This is a genomic window from Bradyrhizobium sp. CCGUVB4N (genome assembly GCF_024199945.1).
Lineage (GTDB): Bacteria > Pseudomonadota > Alphaproteobacteria > Rhizobiales > Xanthobacteraceae > Bradyrhizobium.
In genome coordinates, this window is record NZ_JANADP010000001.1 from 7,288,275 (window position 1) to 7,313,685 (window position 25,411).

A 25,411-nucleotide genomic window follows, 5' to 3' on the forward strand; every position below is an offset into this window, starting at 1 on the left:
GAATTGCTCGCGGATACTCAGACGATCTTGATCGACATATCGGGCAAGCCTTCGAGCTTGCACAACAGCACATCGCCCTTCACCACGGGGCCGACATTCTCCGGCGTTCCGGAATAGATGATGTCGCCAGCCTTCAGCTCGAACGCTTCCGAAAGCTTTGCGATCTGCTCGGCGACACTCCAGATCATCTTGCTGAGATCCGAGCTCTGCTTCACGGTGCCGTTGATCGCGAGCGAAATCGCACCCTTCTCGAAATGACCGGTCTTGCTCGCGGGATGGATCGGGCCGATCACCGCAGCATGGTCGAAGCTCTTGCCGATCTCCCACGGCTTCTTCTCCGCAGCCATGCCGTTCTGGAGATCGCGCCGGGTCATGTCGAGGCCGAGTGCGTAGCCATAGACATGGTCGAGCGCTTTCTCGGCCGGGATGTTGGTCCCGCCGGATTTCAGCGCCGCGACCAGCTCGACCTCGTGATGATAGTTCTTGGTCAGCGACGGATAGGGATGATCGGCGACCTCGCCGATCGCAACGTTCTGGATCGCATCCGTCGGCTTCTGGAAGAAGAACGGCGGCTCGCGGTTCGGATCCGAGCCGCGCTCGATCGCGTGCGCGGCATAGTTGCGGCCGATGCAGTAAATGCGGCGGACCTGGAACACGCTCGTCTCGCCGACGATCGGGATCGCGACCATCGGCACCGGGAAGATCGGCTTGGGCGTAGCCTGCGCTGCGGCCGGCGGCGCATCTGCGAGGCCTGCAGCGGTCATCGCGGCTGCGGCAGTGAGCACGCTGCGTCGGGTGGCTTTTGTCATGGCGTCACTCCCTGATTTTCGCCGTTTCTTGTCGGAACGTCAATCTTAGAGCCAAACGACGGGCGGGCCAATGGCCCGCCCCGTACGTCTTAAGTCGCGACGCGATCGAAGAATTCGCGCACCTTTCGCGCGCAGGTGTCGGGGTCCGTCGCGGCGACATGATAGGAATCGCCCGGCAGCACTTCGAGCTTCGAGCCCGGGATCATCTCCTGCCACGCCTTCACCGATGCAACGTCGCCGAGCCCTGAGCCGGTCGTGGTGATCACCAACGCCGGGCGCTTGATCGCCAGGAGCTCGCCGGTGACGTCGACCGTCGGCACCATCTGAAGGAACGCTTCCAGCGTCGACGCCTTGGTCTTCGACATCAGATTGATCCACCAGTCGAGCGCCGCTGGCGGCAGCGACGAGCCGAGCCGGCCGGCCGTGGTCTCGCGAACCCAGGCTTCGACGCCCTGCTCGCGGATCTGCTTGCGCCAGGTCGGCGCCCGCTCGTTGAACGAGGTCAGCGACGCCGGCGCGCCGACCGCGGCAACCGCGATCACGCGATCCGGGTGCTTGGCCGTGAGATGCATCGCCAGCGTGCCGCCGATCTTGCCGCCGATCAGGAACACGCGATCGAGCTTCAACGCATCCAGCGTCCGAATGATATCGTCGCCGAGGCCGGCGAAGCGATAGACATAGGCGCCCTGCATCGGCGTCGAATCGCCGTAGCCGCGAAGATCTGGCCTCACCACCAGATGATGCGTGGCAAAATACGGTACCCAGCGCCGGAACGCCTCGCCGCTCTCGGCGAGCCCATGAAGCATCACGACCGGCGACTTGGTGTCCCACGGCAGGAGATAATCGTCGACGCGAACCGCAAGCTCGCAATCGTCGCTGACACCGATCTTCCGCAGTTCGCTAGCCATCAGATACACCTCGTTCCACCGCCATCGACATTGATGCAGGTACCCGTAATGAAGGATGCGCGGTCTGAACAGAGGAATGCAACGATCCCCGACACCTCGTCCGGCTGTCCAACGCGGCCAAGCGGAACCGAGGCGATGGCTGCCGCATTGGTTGCGCCCTGATCCTGTCCGGAGATGGCCGCCCCCTGGGAGATCAGGCTGTCCCAGCGATCGGTCTGCACCGGACCGGGATTGACGCCGGTAACCAGCACATTGTCAGGTGCGCATTCCTCGGCGAGCGCGAGCGTGAAGTTGAGCAGCGCCGCGTTGACCGCGCCGCCCGACATATAGGCCGCGCGGGGCTGATGCCCGCTGCGACCGATGATGTTGATGACGCGTCCCCAGCGGCGGTCGCGCATCTCGGGCAGCACGTTGCGCGCACAGCGCATGTAGCCGAGCAGTTTCAGCTCGATCGACTTGGCCCAGATCGCATCAGGCGTTTCCGCGATCCGGCCCATCGGCGAGGCGCCGGCATTGTTGACGAGGATGTCGACCCGACCGAACACCTCGCGCGCGGTATCCATGGCGCGGGCGATGTCGTCCGGCCTGGTCATGTCGCCAGCACATGCAATCACCCGCCGGCCGGTGTCCCGCGACATGTCTTGCGCGGACGCGGCAAGGCGCTCAGCATCGCGGGCCACGATGACGACATGCGCCTGCTCGCGCGCAAGCTCGGCAGCAATGGCCCGGCCGATACCGATGCTGCCGCCGGTGACGACGGCAACCTTGCCGCCCAGATTCAGATCCATGCTACGCCCTTCAGTCTACCGTGGCGCCGGAGGCTTTGACGAGCTTGCCCCACTTTGCAGTCTCGTCCGTCATGAATTGCCCGAACGCATCGCCGAACACCGTGCCAGGCTCGGCCCCGAGCTCGGCAAGCCGCTTCTTGACGTCAGGCATCTTCAGGATCGTCTCGAACTCGCCGCTCAGCTTGGCGAGCGCCGGCGCAGGCGTCTTGGCCGGCGCCACCAGTCCGAACCAGGAGGAGGCCTCGAAGCCCGGCACGGTCTCACCGACCGTCGGCACATCAGGCAGCGCTTCCGCCCGCTTGGCACCGGCCACCGCGATCGCGTTGATGGCCTTGCCTTGCACCTGCGGCAGCACTGCCGGCATGTTGTCGAACATGAACGGGATCTGGCCCGCAAGCAGATCGTTCATCGCCGGAGCCGCACCACGATACGGCACGTGCACGATATCGATGCCGGCCATGCTCTTCAGCAGCTCGCCGGCGAGATGATTGGTCGACCCGATGCCCGACGAGCCGAAATTCAGCGTGCCCGGCTTGGCCTTGGCCAGCGCAATCAGCTCGCCGACATTCCTTGCCTGCACCGAAGGATTGACGACCAGCACGATCGGCACCGAGGCGATCAGCGCGACCGGCGCAAAGGCCTTTGCCGGATCAAACGGCAGCTTCTTGTAGAGGGAGCCGTTGATCGTCAGCGGCGGCGGCGCGGTCAGCAGCAAGGTATAGCCATCGGCCTCTGCGCTCGCGACCGCCTCGGCGCCGATATTGCCGCCGGCACCACCACGGTTCTCCACGAGGAAATTCTGGCCGTTCCGCTCGGTCAGCTTCTGGGCAACGATGCGGGCGATGATGTCGTTGGACCCGCCGGCCGGGAACGGCACGATGATCTTGACGGGCCGGGAGGGATAATCCTGCGCGAGGGCCGGACCACAAAGCAGGATCGCGCCGCAGGCGGCAAGAACCCAGCGGCGGCAGTATCGGTACATCAGGCGTTTCCTCTCTCTTAGTTTATCGTTGATCGCAGGACGTCAAGCCGTCATCAACGGCCTCAGCTTGCCGATATCGCGGGCGGAGATGTCAATTGCAGCCGCCGCGGCGGCATGTGCTGCCGCAGTACGACGACCCCGCATACGGCGATCCATTGCTTCGGCTTCATGCTTCTTCCCTTGAGTATGCGTGGATGCCCCGCATGACGTCTCACCATGTCGGCGCCACCAGCCCTGAGCTTTCCCAGAAGGCGCATTTGTGGGCATCGGCGAAGTCGCGGCGCATGACAGGCGTGTCCGAAATCGAGAGCACGGCCCGATCATCGCTGGTGAAGCGGCGCCAGCGAAGGCGCTCGGGGCCGCTCCCATTCGTATTCGCATTTGCCTCGCCTCCGTTCGGCTCTCCAGTCGCGGCGAAAGCGCTCCAATAGCCCGCGATCATGCGCGACAACGCTGCGTGCCGACCAGGCAGCGCATGCGCATCGTTGTCGTTGTTGAAGAGGTAGCCGAGATCGGTCGTATGGTAGGACAGGTTCGGCAGGTCGCTGCCTTGCACGAGCGGCTGCTGCTGCATGGGATCGGCGATGTCGAGCTCGTAGCCGTAGACGGGCACGGAAGCCGCGAGCGCGTTACGCGTGAGATTGGCCATGCAAGCGAAGCGCCGGTCCGTCAGCGCGCTGCCGATCAGGGTCGAGGCGGTGGCGTAGGCCTCCGGCACGTACTGCGCCGCCACTACGTCGGCTTTGTCGCCAAAACTGGATTTGAGCATGCCCGGAATGTCGCCTGGCAACATGATCCGCTTGAGGACATCGGATTCGACGCGCGCCGTGAAGAGATAGTTTTCCTTGGCGTTGGTTCCGATCAGCACCGGCACCTTCATGAAACGTCCCTGCCGAAACGCCTCAAATGGATCAAGCGGCAGGACGATCCCATCCTGGATCATGGTCGGTCTAGCCGTCATGCGCAGGAAGGCGTCGGAGCGCGCGGAGCGCAGGCAGGCCAGCGTCTGCACCGTGCCGCAGCCGATCTCATCCAGCGAACTGGCATACCGCTCGCGCTCTGCCTGCTTGAGCGGCAGAGTGTGTGCGCCGTCGGTCGCGCTCTGCACGATCGCGCGGTGAAACAGTCCCTCCGAGCCGGGCGATGCCAACAGTCCGAGCACGGCGTTGGCGCCGGCGGATTCACCCATCACGGTGACGTTGCCTGGATCGCCGCCGAATGCGGCGATATCCTGGGCGATCCAATGCAAGGCCATCTGCAAGTCTTGAAGGCCGTAATTGCCCGAGATATGACGGGCATCCACATCGTCCAGCGCGGGTGCCGCAAGAAAGCCCAGGGCGCCGACCCGGTAATTAACGGTGACGACGACCGCATCGGCAGCTAGCGCGAGATGGGTTGCGTCATACTGCTTCGCAGCACCATAGCCTTCGACGAAGCCGCCGCCGTGGATCCATACCATGACCGGCCTGCCACGCGCGCCGACGCTGTTTGCCGCCGTCGGCCTCCAGATATTCAGATAGAGGCAATCCTCGTTGCTGCTCGCGAGTCCGGCTGGATCGGGCGATGGCAATTGCGGACAGGCCGATGGAGGTACGATCGCGCGCAATGGCGCGCTCCAGGAAGCAGCCGGAACAGGCGGCGCAAGACGACGCTCTCCCGTCGGCGGCAGCGCATAGGGAATGCCTAGAAACACGTCCGTATCGTCGTGGCGCGCTCCTTCCACCCTGCCGAGGCTGGTCTGAACCTTTGGAACGCCCGAAGCGTCGTTCTGGGCGTCGGCCGCCGACAACCGCATCACGAACATCAGCGCGATGAGCGCCACCAGGCGCGAGTGTCTCGTTCGCATGGCCTTCTTCCTCCCTGCGGCTGGTGCCTTGATCTGACACCTCGCCAGTTGTGCGCGACGGCTCAACGCGGCCGGCGATCTTCTCAAGCTACCAGCAATTCGCGGAGCTGGCTTACATCCCCGACCGCCTCCAGATTGTTGATTTGCTCGATGAGCCTGTCGGCCTTACCCGAACCCAGCACAGGTGCCATCAGGTCACGTGCCTTCGCGCCAACCGCCTGCGTGGAGAGCGCATTTTCTTTGGTGCCCGGCGGAAACCTGGTGAAATGGTCAATCTTCCGCCCATCCGTCAACGTGACCTCGACCTTGGCGCCGCGCGGCGCCGCCGGGTCCATCAGCGCCTTGTCACCGGCCAGCGTCACCTTGGCGCGCTGCTCCAGGATCTTTGGATCGTGCATCAGCGCGACGTCATGACTGTCGTTGAACGACACCGCGCCCTTGACCAGCGCGACCGCCACGAGGTGCTGGCAATTGACGTCCGGCATCGCGCTTTCGCCTACAATTCCCATCGCATCGGTCGGCAGCTTGACCAGGATGCTACGGACGTTATCTGGCGTGAGGCTGTGCTGCTTGCGCAGCGTCAGCATCGCATCCAGCGGCGACTGGATCGGATAGCCGACCGAGAAGGTCTTGATCGCGGTTTCCGTGACATAGAACAGCTTGCCGAGATCCTTCACCATCTCCTCGGGCTTCGGATCGGTCGACAGCGCGATGAAGAGATTATGCGTGCCGTCGAGCACGTCGTCGACACCGGTCAGGCCGTTGAGAACCATGTCGACCGCCGTGACGCCATTGCGGGCGCCCATGCCGGCGAAGTCAAACGCCTTCTCGATGTGATCGTGGTCCTTCACCCAGCTCCACAAGCCGGAAACCTGCTGCGACGAATAGGAGATCGCGTAGCGCATCCCCTTCTCGTCGAGCCGTGCGAGCGAGGCCGCCGCGCCGAGCGCACCGAAGGTCGATGATGTTCCCTCGGCGCTGCGGTGCGTGCCGCGCACGAGATCCGGGCCCAGCGCCATCAACAGGCGGCAGGTCAAATCGTAGCCGAGCGCGACGGCACGAATGACGTCCTGTCCGCTGCGATGCTCCCGCTCACCGAACGCGAGCGCGGCCGGTACCACAGAGCATCCCGGATGCGCCTTGGTGACGGGCTCGAAATCGTCGGTCTCGTCCGCATGCGCACACATCGCATTCGCCAGGGCCGCGTTGACTGCCGTGGTGCGAAAGTCCGAGCCGACCACGGAGGCCTGGGCATCGCCGCCGAGCGTGCGCACGTATTTGAGCGCCATCTCGCCCGGCTTCATGCGCGATCCCGAGATCATCGCGCCGAGCGTATCGAGGATGCGGTGCTTGCATTCGCGCAGCACCTGCTCGGGCAGCTCCTGGTCCCGCGCGGCAACCATGTAGCGGGCGAGCCGCTCCGTCACGCCCGGTCCGGCTGCGAAAGCCACGCGGCCGCCGGTGGCAGCCAGAGCGGCGACCGAACCGGAGGATTGCAGGAAATGGCGGCGTGACCGCATTGCTTCTCTCCCTCGCGATCAGACCGCGACCGACATCTTGGCGATCTCTGCCGCGCTCGGCAGATTCTCGACACCCCAGCAGGCATCCATCACGCGCCGGATGGTCGCCGCGGGAATGATGCCGTCGGCAAGGTCGGAGAACTTGGTTTCGAGCTGCTTGTCGGTCATCGGCACCTCGACGCTGCCGATCGCATGCTCGATGTACCGGTTCAGCTTGCGGCCGTCCTTGAGCACGATGGTCATATCGACCTGCTCCGGCTTGATGCCGGGGGTGATGACCGGGAACACCCTCTCGCGCAACGCGACGATTGTGGGGTCGTTCACCGCACGATCGCTGAACTGCTTTTCGCCGCCGGCGCCCTCGACGATGGCGACCGCGACCGAATGATAGATGCTGAACTTGCCTTCGAGTCCGAGTTTCGGCGTCTTCTTGCCGGTCAGCTCGAGCACCAGCGGATGGATCTTGAGATCGACCCGCTCGATCTGGTCGGCAGTCAGCTTATTCTCGTTGCGGAGCTGGATCGCCGCATCGATCGCGGGATGAATGACGATACCGCAGGCGAACGGCTTGTAGGTGTTGAGAGCGGCCTCATAGCGCTTGCCGAGGTCGCCGAGGATCTCGTTGTAATCCTGCTTGGTGCTGATCGCGTTGGCCCAGCCGCGTTTGGCCTCGATCATCGCGTCAGACGACGTGAAATTCTTCGAGGCCAGGATCGCCGCGAAAATGCCGCTGGAGGCAGCACGGCCCGGATTGAAGCTCTTGTTCATCGAGCCGAAGGATTCGCGCAGACCCACGGGCTGGGATGCGGCGAGGCCGAGCGCCCAAGTCATCTGCTGCTCGTTGAGCTTGAGAAGCTTGCCGACGGCCGCGGCCGAGCCGAACACACCGGCCGTGCCGGTGATGTGCCAGCCGACATCGTAGTGGTTCGGGTAGACCGAGTTGCCGATCCGGCACTCGGTCTCGACGCCGAGCACGAGCGCGTTGAGGAAGTCCTTGCCCGAGACCGGCTGCATTTCCGACAGCGCGAGGATCGCCGAGGCCACGGGACCGGCCGGATGGATGATCGTCTTCAGATGCGTATCGTCATAGTCGAAGATGTGGCTCGACACGCCGTTGATGAAGGCGGCGTTCATGATGTCGAACCGCTCACGCCGTCCGAACAGGGAAGCCTGCTGCGGCCCGGAGAACGGGCCGAGCGCGGACACCGCGATATCGACCGTCTCGTGATGCGATCCGCCGATGGCGACGCCGACCCAGTTCAGCAGCGTCCGCACGCCCTCTTTTCGGACATTGGCCGGCAAGTCGTCGTGCTGCGCGTTGACGAGATAATGCGCCAGTGCGCGCGTCACCTCCTTGGGCGGCGCGGCAGCGGGCGCTGCAGCTGGGGCTTGCGCGAAGGCCGCGTTGGCACCGACTGTGGCCAGAGGCAGCGCAGCCGCCGCCTGGAGTAAGGTCCTGCGATCAGTGCGCATAGGCAGCCTCCTTGACCTTGATCGACACCAGCTTGGCCGCCAGACGCACTGCGCTCTCCAGCGCACCGGTGTTGGCGACGCCTTGGCCTACGATATCGAACGCCGTGCCGTGCGACGGCGTGGTGAAGACGGTCTCGAGCCCCGCGGTGACGGTGACGCCGCGGTTGAAGCCGCGCAGCTTGGTCGCGATCTGGCCCTGGTCGTGATACATCGCGACCACGCTGTCGAACTCGCCGGCGAAGGCGCGGATATAGACGGTATCGGCGGGATAAGGCCCGGTGCAGGCGATGCCGGTCTTGGCGGCGGCCTCGACCGTCGGACGGATCATCTCGATCTCGTCGCGGCCGAACAGGCCGTTCTCGCCGGCGTGCGGATTGAGAGCTGCGACCGCGATGCGCGGCTTGGCGACGCCGGCCCGCCGCATCATGCGGTCAACCAGCTCGATCGCATCGGTGATGCTCTCCGGATTGATGCCGTCGAGCGCCTCGCGCAGCGATTGGTGCCCGGTGACGCGCGACATCCATTGGCCGTCGAGCACGTTCATCTCGGAGAAGTAGGTCTTGTGCCCCAGCAGGCTCGCGAACATCTTGTGCTCGTCGGGAAACTTCCAGCCGCCGTCGAACATCGCGCGCTTGTTGAGCGGCGCGAAGGTGATGGCATCGACCTCGCCGGCCTTGGAGAAGTCGATCGCGCGCGAAAGGGTCTCGCCAGTCAACCGGCCGGATTCGGCGCTGGCCTTGCCGAGCGGGATTTTGGCGGGATCGGTGTTGCCCAGGTCAACGAGCTGTACCGTGCCGAGGCCCCATTTTGCGGCCTTCGGCGAGGCAATCCGCTCGACCTTCAGCTTCACGCCGGCATGTTCCATGCCCATGTCGAGCACGCGGGCATCGCCGACCACGACGAGACGTGCGACATCGGCGAGGCGGTCGTCGGAGAGGATGCGCGCGATCTGCTCGGGGCCGATGCCGGTGCAGTCGCCGGGCGTCAGCGCGATGACAGGAAGTTCGTTGGTGCTGATAGCCATATTGAAGCCTTGGATCCTTACTTCGCTTGCTGGATTTGCGCGGCGGACTGAACCCAGTCCTCGCGATTGAATTCGCCGTCCCATTTCGCGACCACGATCGCGGCGACTGCGTTGCCGATGGTGTTGGTGATGGCACGCGCCAGCGACATGAAACGGTCGATGCCGAGCAGCAACGCCAATCCTTCCGCCGGGAGCCCTGCGGCCACGACGGTCGCGGCAAGTGCTGCGAACGCACCGCCGGTGACGCCGGCCGCGCCCTTGCTGGTGAACAGCATCACCACGAACAGGCTCAGCTGCTGCGCGGCCGTGAGCTCGACGCCGTAGACCTGGGCGACGAAGATGGTGGAGAGCGGCAGCGTCAGCGCAACGCCGTCGAGATTGAAGGAATAGCCGGACGGAATAACGAGGCCAGCGACCGCGCGGCCGACACCGGCCTTCGGCAGCTTTTCCATCATGCCGGGAATGGCGGTCTCCGACGACGAGGTGCCGAGCACCACCAGCAGTTCGGTCCGCAGCAGGCGCAGGAGATCCATCAGGCGAACGCCGACCAGGCGGCAGATGGTGCCGAGAATGACGAAGATGAAGAACGCCATCATCGCCCAGGCGGTGCCGACCAGAAGCGCCAGCGCATAGAGCGTCGCGGCGCCGAATTTTGCCACGGTGAACGCCATGGCCCCGAACGCACCGATGGGCGCCAGCGCCACCACGACATGAACCACGCTGAACACGAGCTCGGTCACGCGCTCGAGGCCCGTCCGCAGCGGGCCGGCTTTCTCGCCGAGCAGCAACAGGCCGATACCGCAGAGCAGTGCCAGCACCAGCACCTGAAGCACGTCGCCGGCGGCAAAAGCGCCGACGAAGCTTTCCGGCACCATGTGCTGGATGTAGGCCGACAGCGATCCGACATGGGCCTGCTGATAGCGCGCGACCGTCTCGGCCTGCTGCGCGGTGGCGTGCGCGACGCCCGCGCCGGGCTGCACCCAGCGCACCACGACGAAACTGATCAGGAGACAGATCGTCGTCACCACCTCGAAATAGGCGAAGGCCTTGAGGCCGATGCGCCCGACCGCTTTCATGTCGCCGACCTGCGCGATCCCGGTGACCACGACCAGGAAGATCAGCGGCGCGATGGTCATCTTGATCAGCGAGATGAAGACATCGCCGAGCGGCTTGAGCTCCACCGCAAAGTTCGGAAACAGAGCACCGAGCAGCGCGCCGAGCGCGGCGCCGGCGACCACGAGGACATATTGCTCGCGCCAGAGCGGCTTGCGGCGGCGTTCGGACGTGGAGCTCGCCATGGGTTCAGACAGCGGCGTCGCGGCAATCTGCAATGTACTTTCCTCCAACGGCATCGGCGCCATGCGTTGACGGCGCTTCGTTCTTGTCTTTCGATGGCGTTTACATTGGACCAGCGGCGTGTCAGGCGCTAATGCCGTATCGGTATGATTTGAGGACGAAACGGCATCATGGACCTGGTCTGGCTGGAGGATTTCCTTGCCATCGCCGAGGAGGGCGGCTTCTCCCGCGCCGCCGAGCGGCGGCACGTGACCCAGCCGGCGCTGAGCCGTCGCATCAAGTCGCTCGAGGACTGGCTGGGGACACAGCTGTTCGAACGCTCGACCCACACCATCACGCTCACAGCCGCCGGCGAGAGCTTTCGCCCGGTCGCCGAGGACGTGCTGCGCCGGGTGCTGGTCGGCCGCGAGGAGGCGCTCGAAGTGGCCCGGCTGAAAGCCGAGACCATCACCTTCGTCGCCACGCATTCGCTGTCGCAGACCTTCTTCCCGGAATGGATCCGTAACTCCGATGGCGCGCGCGCGGGCTCAGCCGTGCAGCTCGTCGCCTCGAATTTCGCCGGATGCGAAAAACTGCTGCTGGACGCGCAGGCGCACTTCATGCTGGCGCACTACCATCCGTCGCTGGTGAGCCGGCTCGACATGGACCGCTTCCAGCGCATCGATCTCGCCACCGACGTGCTGATCCCGATCAGCGCGCCGGCGGCAAAGCCGGGCCGCGGTGGCAGCCGTAGCAAGAAGCCACTGCCGCGCTACCCCCTGCCCGGCGCATCCGGCGCGCCGCTGCCCTATCTCGCCTATCACCCGGGCTCGGGCGTGGGGCGGCTTGTCACGTCGTTCCTGGCGGCAAAGGATCCGTCGGCCTGGCTCGTTCCCGGCTTCTCCGCGCCGGTCATGTTGCTGATCGACATGGCGCGCGAGGGGCGCGGCGTGACATGGGCGCCGATGAGCCTGGTCCGCGCCGATCTCGACCATGGCCGCCTGCTGCGGGCCGGCGGCGGAGACTGGGACATTCCGATCAATGTCTCGCTGTTCCGCACCCGCGCCCGCATGACCCGGGCGGCCGAGAATTTCTGGAATTCGGTCCGCAAGGGCCGGCCGGGCGTGAAATCCGCCGCATCTGCGTCTCGGGCCAAGTAAGGCCTAGCATGGAACTTGCATAAATTCTGGGCGACATGGACGCCGCATGAACCTCATCAGTCTCGACATCCGCATGCTCAGGTCGCTGATATCGGTGGTCGAGACCGGCAGCATCACCGAGACCGCGCGCCGGCTGGGCCGCACCCAGCCGGCGATCACGCTGCAGCTGCAACGGCTGGAGGAGCTGACCGGCAAGCAGCTGTTCGAGCATGGTGGCCGCAGGCTGACGCTGACCGACGACGGCACCACCGTCCTCACCTATGCCAAATCCATCCTGAGGTTGCATGACGAGCTGATCTCGCAGCTGGCATCGCAGGAGATCGAGGGCCAGGTCGTGCTCGGCACGCCCGACCTCTACGCGGCATTCATGCTGCCGCAGATCCTCAGCGTGTTCAGGAAATCGTTTCCGCGCGTGCAGGTCGAGCTCAACTGCGCGCTGTCGACGCCGCTGGTCGGCCTCGTCAAGCGCGGCGATGTCGACATCGCGCTCGTCACCCGCATGAACGATTTCACCGGCGGCCAGGTGGTGCGGCGCGAGCAGCTGGTGTGGATGACCGGCGAGCAATCCGCCGCGCATCAGGAGCGCCCGATCCCGCTCGCGCTGCTGCCGCCGGGCAACATCTATCGCGACTACGCCATCGATACGCTGGAGCGCGCCAATTTGCGCTGGCGCATCGCCTGCGTCAGCGAGAGCGTCGGCGGACTGCAGGCCGCGGCCTTCGCCGGCATGGCCGTCACCGTGCTCGGCCGCAGCGCGCTGGTGCCGGCGATGCGCGAGATCGGCCCGAACGAGGGCCTGCCGCCGCTGCCGAAGATCGAGCTGTTGCTCTACAAATCGAGCGGGGCCACCTCGAAGGCGGCGACCGCGCTGCACGACTATCTCGCGCATTACCTGCGCCTCGACGAAGAGCTCAGCGGCCGCGGTGCGCCGATCGAGCTGGGCTAGGCCCACACAACATCGAAAACAACCCCATGCACAGTAGAACGGCCCTTGTTTGCAAAGGGGTTTTCGCGCTCCTCCTCCGGCTAGCGTAACGCTACCTGTGGCCAGAACTTGGCCCAGGGCTGCGCCTGCTCGAACGCGGCTGCGATGCGGAAGATCGTGGGCTCGTCGAGCCAGGGCGCGACGATCTGAAGACCGACCGGCATGCCGTCGCGATCGAAACCGCAAGGCAGCGTCGCCGCCGGAAGCCCGGCGAGATTGATCGGCCAGGTGAAGGGCGACCAGCCGAGATGCGGATCGACCTTCTTGCCATCGATCGTGTCGACGCCGATCCGGCCAGCCTCGAATGCGGTCACCGCGACCGTCGGCGTCACCAGCACATCGACGCGCTCGAACAGTTTGACGAAGGCATTGCGTGCCTGGCCGCGGCGGTAACTGGCTTCGATGTAGTCCGTTCCGGTGTAGCGACGGCCGGCGCTGACGACTTCGCGATAATCAGCTTCGGAGCTGGCGAGATCGGCAGTCGTCTTGGTCGCCACCGCCGCCGCCTGTTCGGTGAACGCGATCGGCTTCAGCGTGTGCTCCAGAATGCCGGGATCGAGACCCGGCCCATCCATGGTGACCTGCGCGCCGCAGGAATCCAGAATGGCGAGCGCCTTGCCAAAGGCAGCACACACATCGGGGCTGACGGCGGCGTAACCGAGATCGGCACTGGCGCCGATGCGAATGCCATCGAGCCGCCCTGCATTCGCGTCGAAGCGGCGCGTGGACACGGGAAGGCTTGCGGCATCACGTAGATCAAACCCCGCAATGATCTCCAGCGTCAGCGCGGCATCCGCGACCGTCCGCGTGATCGGTCCGGTGTGCGCGAGCGAGGCCCAGGACGGCGGCGAGAAGCCGGGCGAGCGCGGCACGAGGCCAAAGGTCGGCTTCAGCCCGAACACACCACAAAACGAAGAGGGCACACGGATCGAGCCAACGCCGTCAGTGCCGATCGCAATCGGGCCGCAACCGGCGGCGACGCCCGCTGCCGCACCGCCGCTCGACCCGCCACTGGTGCGGCCGGGATTCCAGGGATTTCGCGTCGTACCCGTGACGGGGCTGTCCGCCGTGAGCTTGTAGCCGGACTCGCAAGTCGTGGTCTTGCAGGTGATGATCGCGCCCGATGCCTTCAGCGACGACACCACGGCGGCGTCGACATCGGGCACGAACGCCTTGTTCATGGGCGAGCCGGCATAGGCTGGCACGCCCGCAACGAACACGAGATCCTTGATCGTGACGGGCACGCCGGCGAGCGGACCCTTGGCTTCGCCCGACCGCATCTCTTTGGTGATACGGTCGGCCTCCACCCTCGCCTGCTCGTACATCGGTGTCACCACCGCATTGCAGGCTTCATTCGTGGCTTCGAGCGCAGCAATGGTGTCGTCAACGACATCGCGCGGGGTGAACGCCTTGCGGCGGTAGCCGGCCATGATCTCGTTAGCAGAAAGCGCGCCAAGGCCAGTCGGCGCCGGCGGGAAGGCCGCTCGGCCGGAACCATCAGTCATCATCAACCCTAAAGAGCTAGCTGAGCGCCGCGTCGACGGCGCGCTTGGCCATCACCGTGACGAGATGTGCACGGTAATCGGCTTCGGCGTGGATATCGGAGGTAAGGCCGTCGTTGTCGATCTTGATCGCTGCAATCGCGGACGGATCGAAATTCTCCGACAGCGCCGCCTCCATCGGCGGCACGCGGAACACGCCGGGACCCGCGCCGGTTACAGCGACGCGGACACCATCGGCGAATTTCGCGACGAACACGCCGACCAGCGCATAACGCGACGCCGGCGCCTTGAACTTTGAGTAGCCTGCCTTGAGCGGCACGGGAAAACGGATCGCAGTGATGATCTCGCCTGCTTCCAGCGCGGTCTCGAACAGGCCGAGGAAGAACTTGTCGGCAGCGATCTCACGCGTGCTGGTGACGATGGTGGCGCCGAGACCAAGCACGCCGGCCGGATAATCCGCTGCCGGATCGTTGTTCGCGACCGAGCCGCCGATGGTGCCGCGGCTCCGTACGGCGGGATCACCGATCATCGAGGCGAGCGCCGCGAGCCCGGGGATCTTCGTCTGCACAAGCTTCGAGGCCGCCACCACGGCATGCGGCGTCATCGCGCCGATTGTGATGGTGGCGCCGTCGTCGGTGATCCCTTTGAGGTTTGCGAGTTTCGAGAGATCGACAAGAGCAGGCGGATTGGCCAGCCGCTGCTTCAGCGTCGGGATCAGCGTCATGCCGCCGGCGACGAGCTTGCTGTCCTCGATCGAGGTCAAAAGCTTGGCCGCATCGGGAATCTGGTCGGGTTGGTGATAGGCAAATGGTTTCATTGTTGTTGTCCTCCCTATTCCGCAGCGACCGGCAGCGACGCGTTTTGCAGCAGGCGCCAGATCCGGTTCGGCGTCGCCGGCATGTCGACATGGGTGACGCCGAGATGCGACAGCGCATCGACCACGGCGTTGATGACGGCGGCTGGCGAGCCGATGGTGCCGACCTCGCCGCAGCCCTTCACGCCCATCGGCGTGTGCGTGCAGAGCGTGGAATGGGTCGCAACCTTCATCATCGGCATGTGGTCGGCCCGCGGCATGCAGTAGTCCATCAGCGAACCCGACAGGAGCTGACCGGAGCCTTCGTCATAGACCGCATTCTCGAACAGCGCCTGGCCGACGCCCTGCACGATGCCGCCATGCAACTGGCCTTCGACAATCATCGGGTTGATGACAGTGCCGACGTCGTCCACCGCGGTGTAGTTGACCAGCGTCACCGTGCCCGTCTCAGGGTCCACTTCGACCTCGGCGATGTGGCAGCCGCCGGGATAGGTGAAGTTGACGGGATCGTAATAGGCCTGCTCTTCCAGCCCCGGCTCCAGCACCTCGAGCGGATAATTATGCGGCACATAGGCCGCGCCCGCGATCTCCTCGAACGACTTGATGCGGTCCGTGCCCGCGACCGAGAAGTTCCCGGCCTCGAACTGGATATCGACCTCGGCGGCTTCGAGCAGATGCGCCGCGATCTTCTTGCCCTTGGCAATCACCTTGTCGGTCGCCTTCGACAGCGCCGCACCACCCACCACCAGCGAGCGCGAGCCATAGGTGCCCATGCCGAACTGCACGCGGTCGGTATCGCCGAACACGATATCGACATTCTCAAAGGACACGCCGAGCTTCTCCGACACGATCTGCGCAAACGTCGTCTCGTGGCCCTGGCCGTGATTGTGCGTGCCGATCATGACCGTCACCTGGCCGGTCGGATGCACGCGCACCGTGGCGCTCTCATAGAGACCGCCGCGCGCGCCCAGCCGCCCTGCGAAGCGCGACGGCGCAAGACCGCAGGCCTCGACATAGGTGGAATAACCGAGCCCGCGGAATTTGCCTTTGCTGGCGGAGGCCGCCTTGCGGATGCCAAAGCCCTTCACGTCAGCAGCGACCAACGCGCCGTCGAGGCATCCCATGGGATCGCCGGAATCGTACTGCACCAGCACGGGTGTCTGGTAGGGATAGGCTTCCTTCGGGATCATGTTGCGGCGGCGGATCTCGACGCGGTCGATGCCCATCTCGCTGGCGGCGACATCGACGATGCGCTCCAGCACGAAGGTCGCTTCGGGACGGCCAGCGCCGCGATAGGCGTCGACCGGCACGGTGTTGGTGAAGACCACCTTCACATTGCAGTAGATCGCGGGCGTGGTGTAGACGCCGCCGAGCAGCGGACCGTAGAGATTGGTCGGGATGTTCGGCCCGAAGGTCGAGAGGTAGCCGCCCATATTGGCGAGCGTGTTGACGCGAAACGCCAGGAACTTTCCGTGCTCATCGAGCGCAAGCTCGGCCTCGGTGACGTGATCGCGGCCGTGGCGATCGGAAACATAGCCTTCCGAGCGGCTTGCAACCCATTTGATCGGCCGCTTCACCCGCTTGGCGGCCCAGGTGATGACGGCCTCTTCGCCATAGTGGAACTGCTTGACGCCGAAGCCGCCGCCGACGTCGGGCGCGACCACACGCAGCTTGTGCTGCGGAATGTTCAGCACCAGCGCGCCCATCAGGAAGCGCACGACGTGCGGGAACTGGCTGGTGGTCCACAGCGTGAAGCGATCGGTGCCGGGCTCATATTCCGCGATCGCCGCGCGCGGCTCCATCGGGTTGCCAATCAGGCGATTGTTGACGAGGCTGAGCTTGGCGACATGCGCGGCCTTGCGGAACGCGGTCTCGACCGCGGCCTTGTCGCCGAGCTCCCAGTCGCAGCAGATGTTGTTCGGCACGTCGTCGAACAATTGCGGGGCGCCGGGCCTGACCGCTTCGAGCACGCCGACCACGGAGGGCAACACCTCGTAGTCGATGATCAACAGCTCGGCCGCAGCATTGGCCTGCTGCGGCGTCTCGGCGATGACGAAGGCAACCATATCGCCGACGAAGCGCACCTTGCCCTGCGCCAGCATCGGGAACGGCGGCTCCTTCATCGGGACGCCCTTGGCGTCCGAGATGCCCCAGCCGCAAGGCAGCCCGCCAAGGCCGTCGGCCTTGACGTCGTCGCCGGTCAGGACCGCGATCACGCCGGGCGAGGCCAACGCCGCGCTCTTGTCGATGCCGCGCAACACCGCATGCCCATGCGGCGAGCGCACGAACACGCCAGCGGTCATGCCCGGGCGCTTGATGTCGGAGACGTAATTGCCGCGGCCGGTGAGGAAGCGCTGGTCCTCTTTCCGCTTCGGAGCAGCGCCGATGCCGATCACATTGCCCATGATCACTCTCCCTTGGCGGCGTTCATGGCGGCGGCGCCGGCCATCACGGAAACCACGATGTTCTGGTAGCCGGTGCAGCGGCAGATGTTGCCTTCGAGGCCATGACGAACCTCGGCCTCGGTCAGATCCGGTTTCCCGGTGGCAAGTGCGACCGCGGTCATCAGCATGCCCGGCGTACAGAAGCCGCATTGCAGACCGTGATGCTCGCGAAATGCCTCCTGCATGGGATGCATCTGGTTCGAGCCGGGCGCGCCCTGAAGCCCCTCGATGGTGAGCAAGGTCGCGCCGTCAAGCGCGGGTGCAAGCAATGTGCAGCTCTTCACCGGCAGGCCATTGAGATGTACGACGCAGGCGCCGCACTGGCTGGTGTCACAGCCGATATGGGTACCCGTGAGGTTGAGCTGTTCGCGCAAAAACTCGGCGACGAGCGTCGCGGGTTCGACATCCACGGTGGTGGGCCGGCCGTTGAGTGTGAAGGATATCTGCAAGGTCATACTCCTGCGCGACGGGGCTTTAGGCGAGTGGAAGCGCGCTGCCGGTGGCCCATGTGGCCATGACGACATCGCCGACGGTGAAGGGATCTGCGAAGAAGGTCTTTTCCGGCACATAGGCGACGAACTCGTCGTCCGGCACGGTGTCGAGCATGACCTTGACGAAATAGCCCTGGTATTCGATCGCAAGGACGCGGCTCGGCAGCGACGTGGTATAGCCGGGCGGCAAGTCCCTGCCCGGCCTGACCAGCGCGACGTCGTCGCGACGTACGGCGATATCGACCTTGTCGCCGACGCTGACGGTTGGGCGCGCCTGCAGCGGCACCTCGATGCCTGACGGGGCCGCCTGTGCGAGCGTAAAGCTCGCACCGTTGACCTTTTCGACGCGGCCGGACAGCACGTTCTGGCCGCCCATGAACTCGGCGACATAGCGATCGTGCGGATGGGCGTAGACGTCGCGCGCAGCGCCCGCCTGCTTGATCTTGCCCTGCTCCATCACCACCACGAGATCCGCGAGCGCGATCGCCTCGAGCTGGGTGTGGGTGACATGGATGAAGGTGATGCCAAGCTCCTGCTGCATCCGCCGCAGCTCCTGCCGCATCTGGACACGGAGCTGCTCGTCAAGCGCCGACAACGGCTCGTCGAGCAGCAGCACGCGCGGTTCCGTGATCGCGGCCCGCGCCAGCGCCACGCGCTGTTGCTGGCCGCCGGAGAGCTGCGCCGGAAGGCGGTCGGCGAACTGTGTCAACCGCACCTTCTCGATCATGGCGTCGGCTGCCCGGAGGCGATCGGCTTTGGACTGGCCTCGCACGCGCAGCGCAAAGGCGATGTTCTCGCGGACCGTCAGATGAGGAAACAGCGCGTAGGACTGGAACATCATCGCCGTGCGGCGCTGCACGGGCGCAAGCCCCACCACATTCTGGCCGCCGATCACGATCTCGCCCGCGGTCGGGTCTTCATGGCCGGCGATCATGCGCAGGATCGTCGTCTTGCCGCAGCCGGACGGGCCGATGAAGCAGCAATAGGCGCCGTCGTCGATCTTGAGATTGACGCCGTCGACCACATTGGTGACGCCGTCAAAGCTCTTGCAGACGCCTGCCAGTTCGATATCGCCGCGATCGCTCTTCATTCTCAACCCTTGGCCTGGCTGCCGCGCTTCTTCTGGATCAGCACGATGGTGCCGAGGCTTGCGCCGATGACGATGAAGGAGACGATAGTGGTCACGGTGCCGAGCGCATAAAGCGAGGGCGAGGTGACGTTCAGCGTCATGCTCCAGATTTCCAGCGGCAGCGTGTTCAGCGAGCCCGCGGTCTGCAGGCTGCGCGCGAATTCGTCGTAAGAGAGCGTGAACCCGAACAGCGCGACCGCAACGAGGCCGGGCGCGAGCACCGGGATCATCACCAGCCAGATCGACTGCCAGCGGCTGGCGCCGAGATCATAGGCCGCCTCCTCCCAGACGTGGTTGAAGCGCGACATCACCGCGAACATCACGAGCACGCCGAACGGCAGCGTCCAGGACAGCTGCGCGCCGAGTGCGGAGGTATACCAGCTCGCATCCAGCCCCAGCGCCTGGAACAGAAGCCCCGTGCCGAGACCGAGCACGAGGCCGGGCGCGACCAGGCTGCCGATCATCATGTAGAAGACGAACGTGTCGCCGCGGAAGCGCTTGCGGAAGCCGAGTCCGGCGAGGAACGACACCACGACGGTGATGATCGTGACGATCACCGCCAGCTTGATCGAGCGGTCGAACGAGCCCTTGACGTCGCCGGTCCGCGCCTGGGTGAAGAGATCGACGAACCAGTGCAGCGAATGCCCCTTCATCGGGAACACGAGGCCGCCTCTGATATCCTGGAACGACAGGATGTAGATGCAGAACATCGGGCCGTAGAGGGCGATGACGTAAGCGGCGAACAGCGCCGCCAGCACGTAGAAGGTCCAGGGCCGGCCGCCCCTGCTCGGCGCGATCGCCTTGGTCGTCGCCGGCGCGACAGACTTGGAGGTGCCAGGCTTGGACGCGCCTGTTTTGGGCATGTCGGCGAGAACCGCGCTCATCGCGTGATCTCCTGCCTGATATCGACGGTGCGCAGGATCAGCGAGACGATCGCGACCAGCGCCAGCGTCAGCAGCACGGCACTCGCCGCCGCCGTCGGATATTGCAGCACGCCGACGTCTTCATAAAACGCGCTGACCACCGAGGCCGAGCCGCCGCCGGACATCACCTTGACCACGAAGAAGTCGCCCATCACGATCGAAACCACGAAGATGGTGCCGAGCGCGATGCCGCTCTTGGACATCGGCACCACGATCAGGCGCATGATGTCGAAACGGCTGGCGCCGGCGTCGATCGCGGCCTCGATCAGCTTCTTGTCGATCCGCGCCATGGAATTGAAGATCGGCACGATCATGAAGATCGTGAGCTGGTGAACATAGGCGATGACGACGGCGAGGTCGGAGAACAGCAGCACTTCCAGCGGCTGATGGATCACGCCCATCGCGAGCAGCGCCTGATTGATCAGGCCTTCCTTGCCCAGCAGCGGGATCCAGGAAATCATCCGGATGATGTTCGAGGTCCAGAACGGCACGGTGCACAGCAGGAACAGGCCGATCGCCAGCAGCTGGTTGCGGACATGGAACACCAGGAAATAGGCGACGAAAAAGCCGATGATCAGCGTGAAGATCCAGGTCAACACGGTGAACTTGATGGTCGCCAGATACAGCTTCAGCGTCAGCGCCGAGTGCAGCACCTCGACATAGCTTGCCAGCGTGAAACCCGGCGTCAGCCCGCCAAAGCCGTCGGCGGCGAAGAAGCTCGCAGCCAGCACAACCAGGATCGGCGCCACGAAGAACGGCACGAGCACCAGGACCAGCGGCGACACATAAAGCCAGCCGGCGAGATTGGAGCGCGAAGGACTTGAGCTTGGACTGGGCTGCATATCAGCAATTGCCTCGAACTCGGTCTTGTCGCACCGGCGCGTGACGGCGCCGGTGCTTCGCTTGCGTCAGGGAAAGCAGGTTTCAGGCCACCTTGAAGTCGTTCCAGCGCTTGTTCATGTAGGCCGCCTCATCCATCAGCGTGTTCCAGCACGAGATGTTCTTGACGCGGTCGAGGAACGAGCCGCCGTCACGCTTGGTGCCGACCTTCTCCATCGGCACGCCATAGGGATCGTTGATGACTTCAGGCGCCGGCTTGCCGTCGTACCAGAAGTCCCATTCGGCAGCGGTCAGGAATTTCTTGGCCGTCGAAGGCACCGGGCTGTAATAGCCGTAGCGCGCGACGAAGCCGCCCTGCCAGCCGGAGAGGTACCAGTTGAGATATTCGTAGGCGGCATCCAGCTTCTTGCCGGAGAGATGCTTCATCAGGCCCATGCCGTTGCACCAGCCGCGATAGCCTTCCTTGCCGTTCTTGACGTTCACGGGCGCGTAGACGCAGGGGATTTCCTTGACGCGGACGGCGGCCACCGCCGGCGACCACATCGACTGGATCACCACTTCGCCCGCCGCCATCAGCTGCACCGACTGGTCGAAGGTGGTCCAGGTCGCGCGGAACTGGCCCTGCTTCTTCAGCTCGATCAGCTTGTTGCAGGTGAAGTCGATCTCCTCCTTGGTCATGTTGCCTTTGTTGCCGTACTTGATCAGCCCGGCGCTTTCGAAGCAGAGCGCGGCATCCATGATGCCGATCGCGGGCACGTCGAGGATCGCGGCCTTGCCCTTGAACTTCGGATCGATCAGGTCCTTCCATTCGGTCACTTCATGACCGACGAGATCGGGGCGATAGCCGATCGAGTCCGCGTTGTAGACCTGCGGCAGGAAGGTCGCCCATTCGGTGACGCCGTCATGCAGATCGGTCGAGTCCGGCTTGGAGATGTACATGGCCTCGTAGGGCGAAATGCCCTGACGCGGGATCTTGTGGCCGTCGATCTCGCCCTTGGTGAAGATCGGCAGGATGTTGTCGAACTCCTTGATCTTCTTGACCTCGATGCCCTGGATCACGCTGCGCTTGGCGGCGAGCTTGGCCTGCCAGCCCTCGAGGTCGGCGATATCGACCGTATTAGGCTGGCTTATGAAGCGGTTGATAGCGGCGGAGGTGTCGAGGTTCTGCATCGTCACCTTGAAGCCGAGGTCCTTGGCGGCCTGGTCGCCGATCGCCTTCACGACGGAATAGGAGACGCCGACATGGCGCAGCTCGATGTCCTTGATCTCCTGCGCCCAGATGGTCGGGAATCCGCGGATCGCATCCGACCCCGCGGCCGCACCCGCAACAGCGGCCGCACCCTTCAACAGCGTGCGCCGGCTCAGCTTTTTCGTCGATCCCGCTTCCATTCCCGCCGGATTGGAGGTGGACGTTCCCTTCGTCTCATCAGACATGGCAACCCTCGTTGGTTACGATGAACGCTCGCACCGATCGCCATTGATCGGCTGCTTTCCGTGATCAGTTGCGCGTGAGGCTATGGCTGAGGTTTCGCGAAGTAAAATTGGAAGTAAAAATTCGGCGTATAAGAGCGGCTAATGGTTCGGGCCGCTGCATTTGCTTTCGGCAGCGCGCATAAGAAGGCGTCAGGCCGTGCATACAAGCACACGCAGACAACGGCGCACGCCCCTTCGCGCGGCAACAGCGGCGGCGATTGTGCTGCTCATTGCCGCAACCTCGGGCGTCGCACATGCCGACGAAACATCCATTGCGGCGGCGACGTTGAAAGCGATCGGAAAGATCGACCCGCGCTTTCAGTCCTACAATATCGAGATGGTGGAGGTGACGGGCGGACGGTTCTGGAAGCCGTATCCGCGCGCGGGCCGCAGCTTCGATCAGCGCGATCGCTACAGCTTCAGGCCTCCGATCGATCTGTCCAACGCGCGCCTGCGCAAACTCGCAGCCGCTCTGTCGCCGGCCTATATGCGGATCAGCGGAACCTGGGCCAATGCGACGTTCTTTGCCGACACCGAGAGCGCACCGTCGAAACCGCCGGCCGGTTTCAACTCCGTACTCACCCGCGCGCAGTGGGGCGGCGTCGTCGATTTCGCGCGCGCTGTCGATGCGGAGATCGTCACCTCCCTGGCCGTCAGTCCCGGCAGCCGCAACGGCAATGGTACCTGGCGGCCAGATCAGGCTCAACGCCTGCTCGATTTCACGCGCTCGCTCGGCGGCCGCCTCAGTGCCGTCGAGTTCATGAATGAGCCGACGCTCGCGGCCGGCGCTCCGCCCGGGTACGACGCGACCGCCTACGGCCGTGACATCAAGATTTTTCGCGAATGGATTCGGCACAGTGCGCCGGAGACGCTGATCGCAGGGCCCGGCTCGGTCGGCGATACCGCCTCCCCATCTGACTCAGGCATCACCACGCGCGACCTGCTCGCCGCGTCCGGCCCTGGCGTCGACCGCTTCTCTTATCATCACTACAACACGATCTCGCCGCGCTGTGGGGGCCGCGATGACCCGGCGCAGGCGCTTTCGGAACAATGGCTCGGGCGTACCGATTCGACGCTGGCGATCTATCGCGACTTACGCGACACGTTCGAGCCGGGCAGGCAGATCTGGCTGACCGAGACGGCGGATGCGGCTTGTGGCGGCAATCGCTGGGACAAGACATTCCTCGACACGTTTCGCTATCTCGACCAGCTCGGGCGCCTGGCCAAAGCCGGCGTCCAGGTCGTGATGCACAACACGCTGGCCGCGAGCGACTACGGCCTGCTGGATGAGACGACATTCCGTCCCCGCCCGAACTACTGGGCTGCGCTGCTCTGGCATCGGCTGATGGGACCGACGGTGCTCGAGACAGGTCTCGCGATCGTCCCGGGTCTTCACGTCTACGCGCATTGCCATCCGGAGCTGAACGACGCGGTCACGCTGCTCGCAATCAACACCTCGCGCGATGCTTCGCGCTCGCTCGCCCTGCCGCTTCCATCCGAGCGTTACACGCTCAGCTCCGCCCGGCTGCAGAGTGCCGGCGTGCAATTGAACGGCAGCCCGCTCGCGCTTGTGGCGGGCGATCGAATGCCTGACATCGCGAGCCTTCCAACAGCGGCCGGCACGATCCGTCTCGCGCCGGCCACGATCACATTCCTGGTGATCCCCGGCGCGGCCAATCCCGCCTGCCTCTGACTGCCTATGATTTCAGCGTGTCGCGCGCGGTCTCCGGCGCCATCAACGTCGCAACGATCGTGATGATCGACAGCGCGATGATGTAGAGCGATACTGGCCAGTACGTGCCGACCCAGGCGAGCAGCGCCGTTGCGATCAGCGGCGAGAAGCCGCCGCTCAGCGCGGCTGCGACATTTGCGCCGAGCGAGGCGCCGCTGTAGCGCACCTGGGTGCGGAACAGTTCCGGCATGAACGCCGCTTTGGGTCCGAACAGCAGCGCATGCGTCAGCGTCATCGTGACCACGAGCGCGAGCGTGATCAGCACCGGGTCCCTGGTGTCGAGGAACCAGAACAGCGGAAACGCGAGCGCGACGGAGAACACGCCGCCGGCGAGATAGAGCGCCCTGCGGCCGAAGATATCGGACAGCCAGCCGGCGAGCGGCAGCGTCGCGAATTCGACGATCGCGGCATAGACCACCGCATTCAGGATCACCTGGCGCGGCAGGCCGAGCTTCGTCGTGGCATAGACCACGGTGAAGACGGCGAGGAGATAAGCGAGCCCGACTTCGGACACCGTGATGCCAATCGCCAGCAGGAAGCTGCGCCAGTCGCGGCGTATCACCTCCCACACCGGCTGCGCCAGCACCTCCTTGCGCTCGACCACCTCCTTGAAGTGCGGCGTCTCCGCGAGCTTGAGCCGCACGACGAAGCCTACTCCGACCAGCAGGATGCTGATCAGGAACGGCACGCGCCAGCCCCAGCTCAAGAAGTCGGCTTCGGGCAGTTGCGTCATCAGCCCGAAAATGCCGGTGGAGGCGGCAACGCCGACGGGAAAGCCGATCTGCACCAGGCTGCCATAAAAGCCGCGACGATTGCCGGCATGCTCGGCCACCATGACGACCGCGCCGCTCCACTCGCCGCCGAGACCGATGCCCTGGACGAAGCGCAGGATGACGAGCAGGATCGGCGCCCAGACCCCGATCTGGCTGTAGGTCGGCAGGCATCCGATCAGGAAGGTGCCGAGCCCCATCGCGATCATGGTCGCGACCAGCATCCTCTTGCGCCCGAGCCGGTCGCCGTAATGTCCGATGATGGCGCCGCCGATCGGCCGCGCCACGAAGCCGACGGCGTAGGTCGAGAATGCCGCGAGCGTGCCGACGAACGGGTCAAAGCTCGTGAAGAACAGCTTGTTGAGCACGAGGGCGGCGGCCGTGCCGTAGATCAGGAAATCATACCACTCGATCGCAGTGCCGAGCGCACTCGCCCACACCACATGCGCCGTGGTCGACCGCTCCGTGACACCGGAGACCCCCGCTGCTGCCGTCATTGCCATGCGCCCCACGATTCCAGCGG

General features: G+C 64.8%; 21 protein-coding genes. 3 read left to right on the forward strand and 18 right to left on the reverse strand.

The window, feature by feature from the left end:
* Window positions 1-17: 17 nt before the first annotated feature.
* The 9 genes from NLM31_RS33805 to NLM31_RS33845 all read right to left on the reverse strand — a co-directional run bounded on the left by NLM31_RS33805 (window position 18) and on the right by NLM31_RS33845 (window position 10,681).
* Complete coding sequence (locus tag NLM31_RS33805) at window positions 18-809, reverse strand: fumarylacetoacetate hydrolase family protein (RefSeq protein WP_254195072.1); 792 nt, start codon at window positions 807-809, stop codon at window positions 18-20.
* Window positions 810-898: 89 nt separating this feature from the next.
* On the reverse strand, window positions 899-1,717 hold the full coding sequence (locus NLM31_RS33810) for an alpha/beta fold hydrolase (RefSeq protein WP_254195073.1): 819 nt from the start codon (window positions 1,715-1,717) through the stop codon (window positions 899-901).
* Window positions 1,717-2,505, reverse strand: a complete 789-nt coding sequence (locus tag NLM31_RS33815) for an SDR family oxidoreductase (RefSeq protein ID WP_254195074.1) — start codon at window positions 2,503-2,505, stop codon at window positions 1,717-1,719. The genes NLM31_RS33810 and NLM31_RS33815 overlap by 1 nt, the downstream gene beginning before the upstream one ends.
* A 10-nt stretch (window positions 2,506-2,515) precedes the next feature.
* The gene (locus tag NLM31_RS33820) at window positions 2,516-3,487 is read right to left on the reverse strand and encodes a tripartite tricarboxylate transporter substrate binding protein (RefSeq protein WP_254195075.1); all 972 of its coding nucleotides are present in this window, start codon (window positions 3,485-3,487) and stop codon (window positions 2,516-2,518) included.
* Between the two features lie 211 nt (window positions 3,488-3,698).
* Complete coding sequence (locus tag NLM31_RS33825) at window positions 3,699-5,333, reverse strand: carboxylesterase/lipase family protein (protein WP_254133603.1); 1,635 nt, start codon at window positions 5,331-5,333, stop codon at window positions 3,699-3,701.
* A gap of 83 nt (window positions 5,334-5,416) precedes the next feature.
* Window positions 5,417-6,853 (reverse strand): MmgE/PrpD family protein, encoded by a 1,437-nt coding sequence (locus NLM31_RS33830; RefSeq protein ID WP_254195076.1) that lies wholly within the window; start codon window positions 6,851-6,853, stop codon window positions 5,417-5,419.
* Between the two features lie 18 nt (window positions 6,854-6,871).
* Entirely contained in the window at window positions 6,872-8,326 is a 1,455-nt protein-coding gene (locus NLM31_RS33835) for an MmgE/PrpD family protein (protein WP_254133605.1), read from the reverse strand.
* Window positions 8,316-9,350 (reverse strand): PdxA family protein, encoded by a 1,035-nt coding sequence (locus tag NLM31_RS33840; protein ID WP_254195077.1) that lies wholly within the window; start codon window positions 9,348-9,350, stop codon window positions 8,316-8,318. The genes NLM31_RS33835 and NLM31_RS33840 overlap by 11 nt, the downstream gene beginning before the upstream one ends.
* 17 nt (window positions 9,351-9,367) lie before the next feature.
* Window positions 9,368-10,681 (reverse strand): cation:dicarboxylate symporter family transporter, encoded by a 1,314-nt coding sequence (locus tag NLM31_RS33845; RefSeq protein WP_254195078.1) that lies wholly within the window; start codon window positions 10,679-10,681, stop codon window positions 9,368-9,370.
* A 135-nt stretch (window positions 10,682-10,816) separates the two neighbouring features.
* Between NLM31_RS33845 and NLM31_RS33850 the strand changes: the two genes are divergently transcribed.
* Window positions 10,817-11,785, forward strand: a complete 969-nt coding sequence (locus NLM31_RS33850) for a LysR family transcriptional regulator (RefSeq protein ID WP_254133608.1) — start codon at window positions 10,817-10,819, stop codon at window positions 11,783-11,785.
* Window positions 11,786-11,831: 46 nt separating this feature from the next.
* The gene (locus NLM31_RS33855; protein ID WP_254133609.1) at window positions 11,832-12,731 is read left to right on the forward strand and encodes a LysR substrate-binding domain-containing protein; all 900 of its coding nucleotides are present in this window, start codon (window positions 11,832-11,834) and stop codon (window positions 12,729-12,731) included.
* Between the two features lie 80 nt (window positions 12,732-12,811).
* On the opposite strand, the gene NLM31_RS33860 is transcribed toward NLM31_RS33855, so the two are convergent.
* The 8 genes from NLM31_RS33860 to NLM31_RS33895 form a co-directional block, all read right to left on the reverse strand.
* Window positions 12,812-14,275 carry an amidase gene (locus NLM31_RS33860; RefSeq protein ID WP_254195079.1) on the reverse strand — a complete coding sequence of 488 codons (1,464 nt, stop codon included), beginning with the start codon at window positions 14,273-14,275 and terminating at the stop codon, window positions 12,812-12,814.
* A gap of 16 nt (window positions 14,276-14,291) precedes the next feature.
* On the reverse strand, window positions 14,292-15,089 hold the full coding sequence (locus NLM31_RS33865) for a xanthine dehydrogenase family protein subunit M (RefSeq protein ID WP_254195080.1): 798 nt from the start codon (window positions 15,087-15,089) through the stop codon (window positions 14,292-14,294).
* A 14-nt stretch (window positions 15,090-15,103) separates the two neighbouring features.
* Window positions 15,104-17,491: a xanthine dehydrogenase family protein molybdopterin-binding subunit gene (locus tag NLM31_RS33870; protein ID WP_254195081.1), complete on the reverse strand. Its 2,388-nt coding sequence runs from the start codon at window positions 17,489-17,491 to the stop codon at window positions 15,104-15,106.
* A 2-nt stretch (window positions 17,492-17,493) separates the two neighbouring features.
* Entirely contained in the window at window positions 17,494-17,985 is a 492-nt protein-coding gene (locus NLM31_RS33875; RefSeq protein ID WP_254195082.1) for a (2Fe-2S)-binding protein, read from the reverse strand.
* Between the two features lie 19 nt (window positions 17,986-18,004).
* Window positions 18,005-19,111, reverse strand: a complete 1,107-nt coding sequence (locus NLM31_RS33880; RefSeq protein ID WP_254133614.1) for an ABC transporter ATP-binding protein — start codon at window positions 19,109-19,111, stop codon at window positions 18,005-18,007.
* 2 nt (window positions 19,112-19,113) lie between these two features.
* On the reverse strand, window positions 19,114-20,034 hold the full coding sequence (locus NLM31_RS33885) for an ABC transporter permease (protein WP_254195083.1): 921 nt from the start codon (window positions 20,032-20,034) through the stop codon (window positions 19,114-19,116).
* Window positions 20,031-20,915: an ABC transporter permease gene (locus NLM31_RS33890; RefSeq protein ID WP_254133616.1), complete on the reverse strand. Its 885-nt coding sequence runs from the start codon at window positions 20,913-20,915 to the stop codon at window positions 20,031-20,033. The genes NLM31_RS33885 and NLM31_RS33890 overlap by 4 nt, the downstream gene beginning before the upstream one ends.
* Before the next feature lie 82 nt (window positions 20,916-20,997).
* Entirely contained in the window at window positions 20,998-22,347 is a 1,350-nt protein-coding gene (locus tag NLM31_RS33895) for a PotD/PotF family extracellular solute-binding protein (protein WP_254195084.1), read from the reverse strand.
* Between the two features lie 259 nt (window positions 22,348-22,606).
* Between NLM31_RS33895 and NLM31_RS33900 the strand changes: the two genes are divergently transcribed.
* Entirely contained in the window at window positions 22,607-24,079 is a 1,473-nt protein-coding gene (locus tag NLM31_RS33900; protein ID WP_254195085.1) for a hypothetical protein, read from the forward strand.
* A 4-nt stretch (window positions 24,080-24,083) separates the two neighbouring features.
* Here NLM31_RS33900 and NLM31_RS33905 read toward each other — a convergent pair whose 3' ends face one another.
* Window positions 24,084-25,385 carry an MFS transporter gene (locus tag NLM31_RS33905; protein ID WP_254195086.1) on the reverse strand — a complete coding sequence of 434 codons (1,302 nt, stop codon included), beginning with the start codon at window positions 25,383-25,385 and terminating at the stop codon, window positions 24,084-24,086.
* Window positions 25,386-25,411 lie beyond the last annotated feature (26 nt).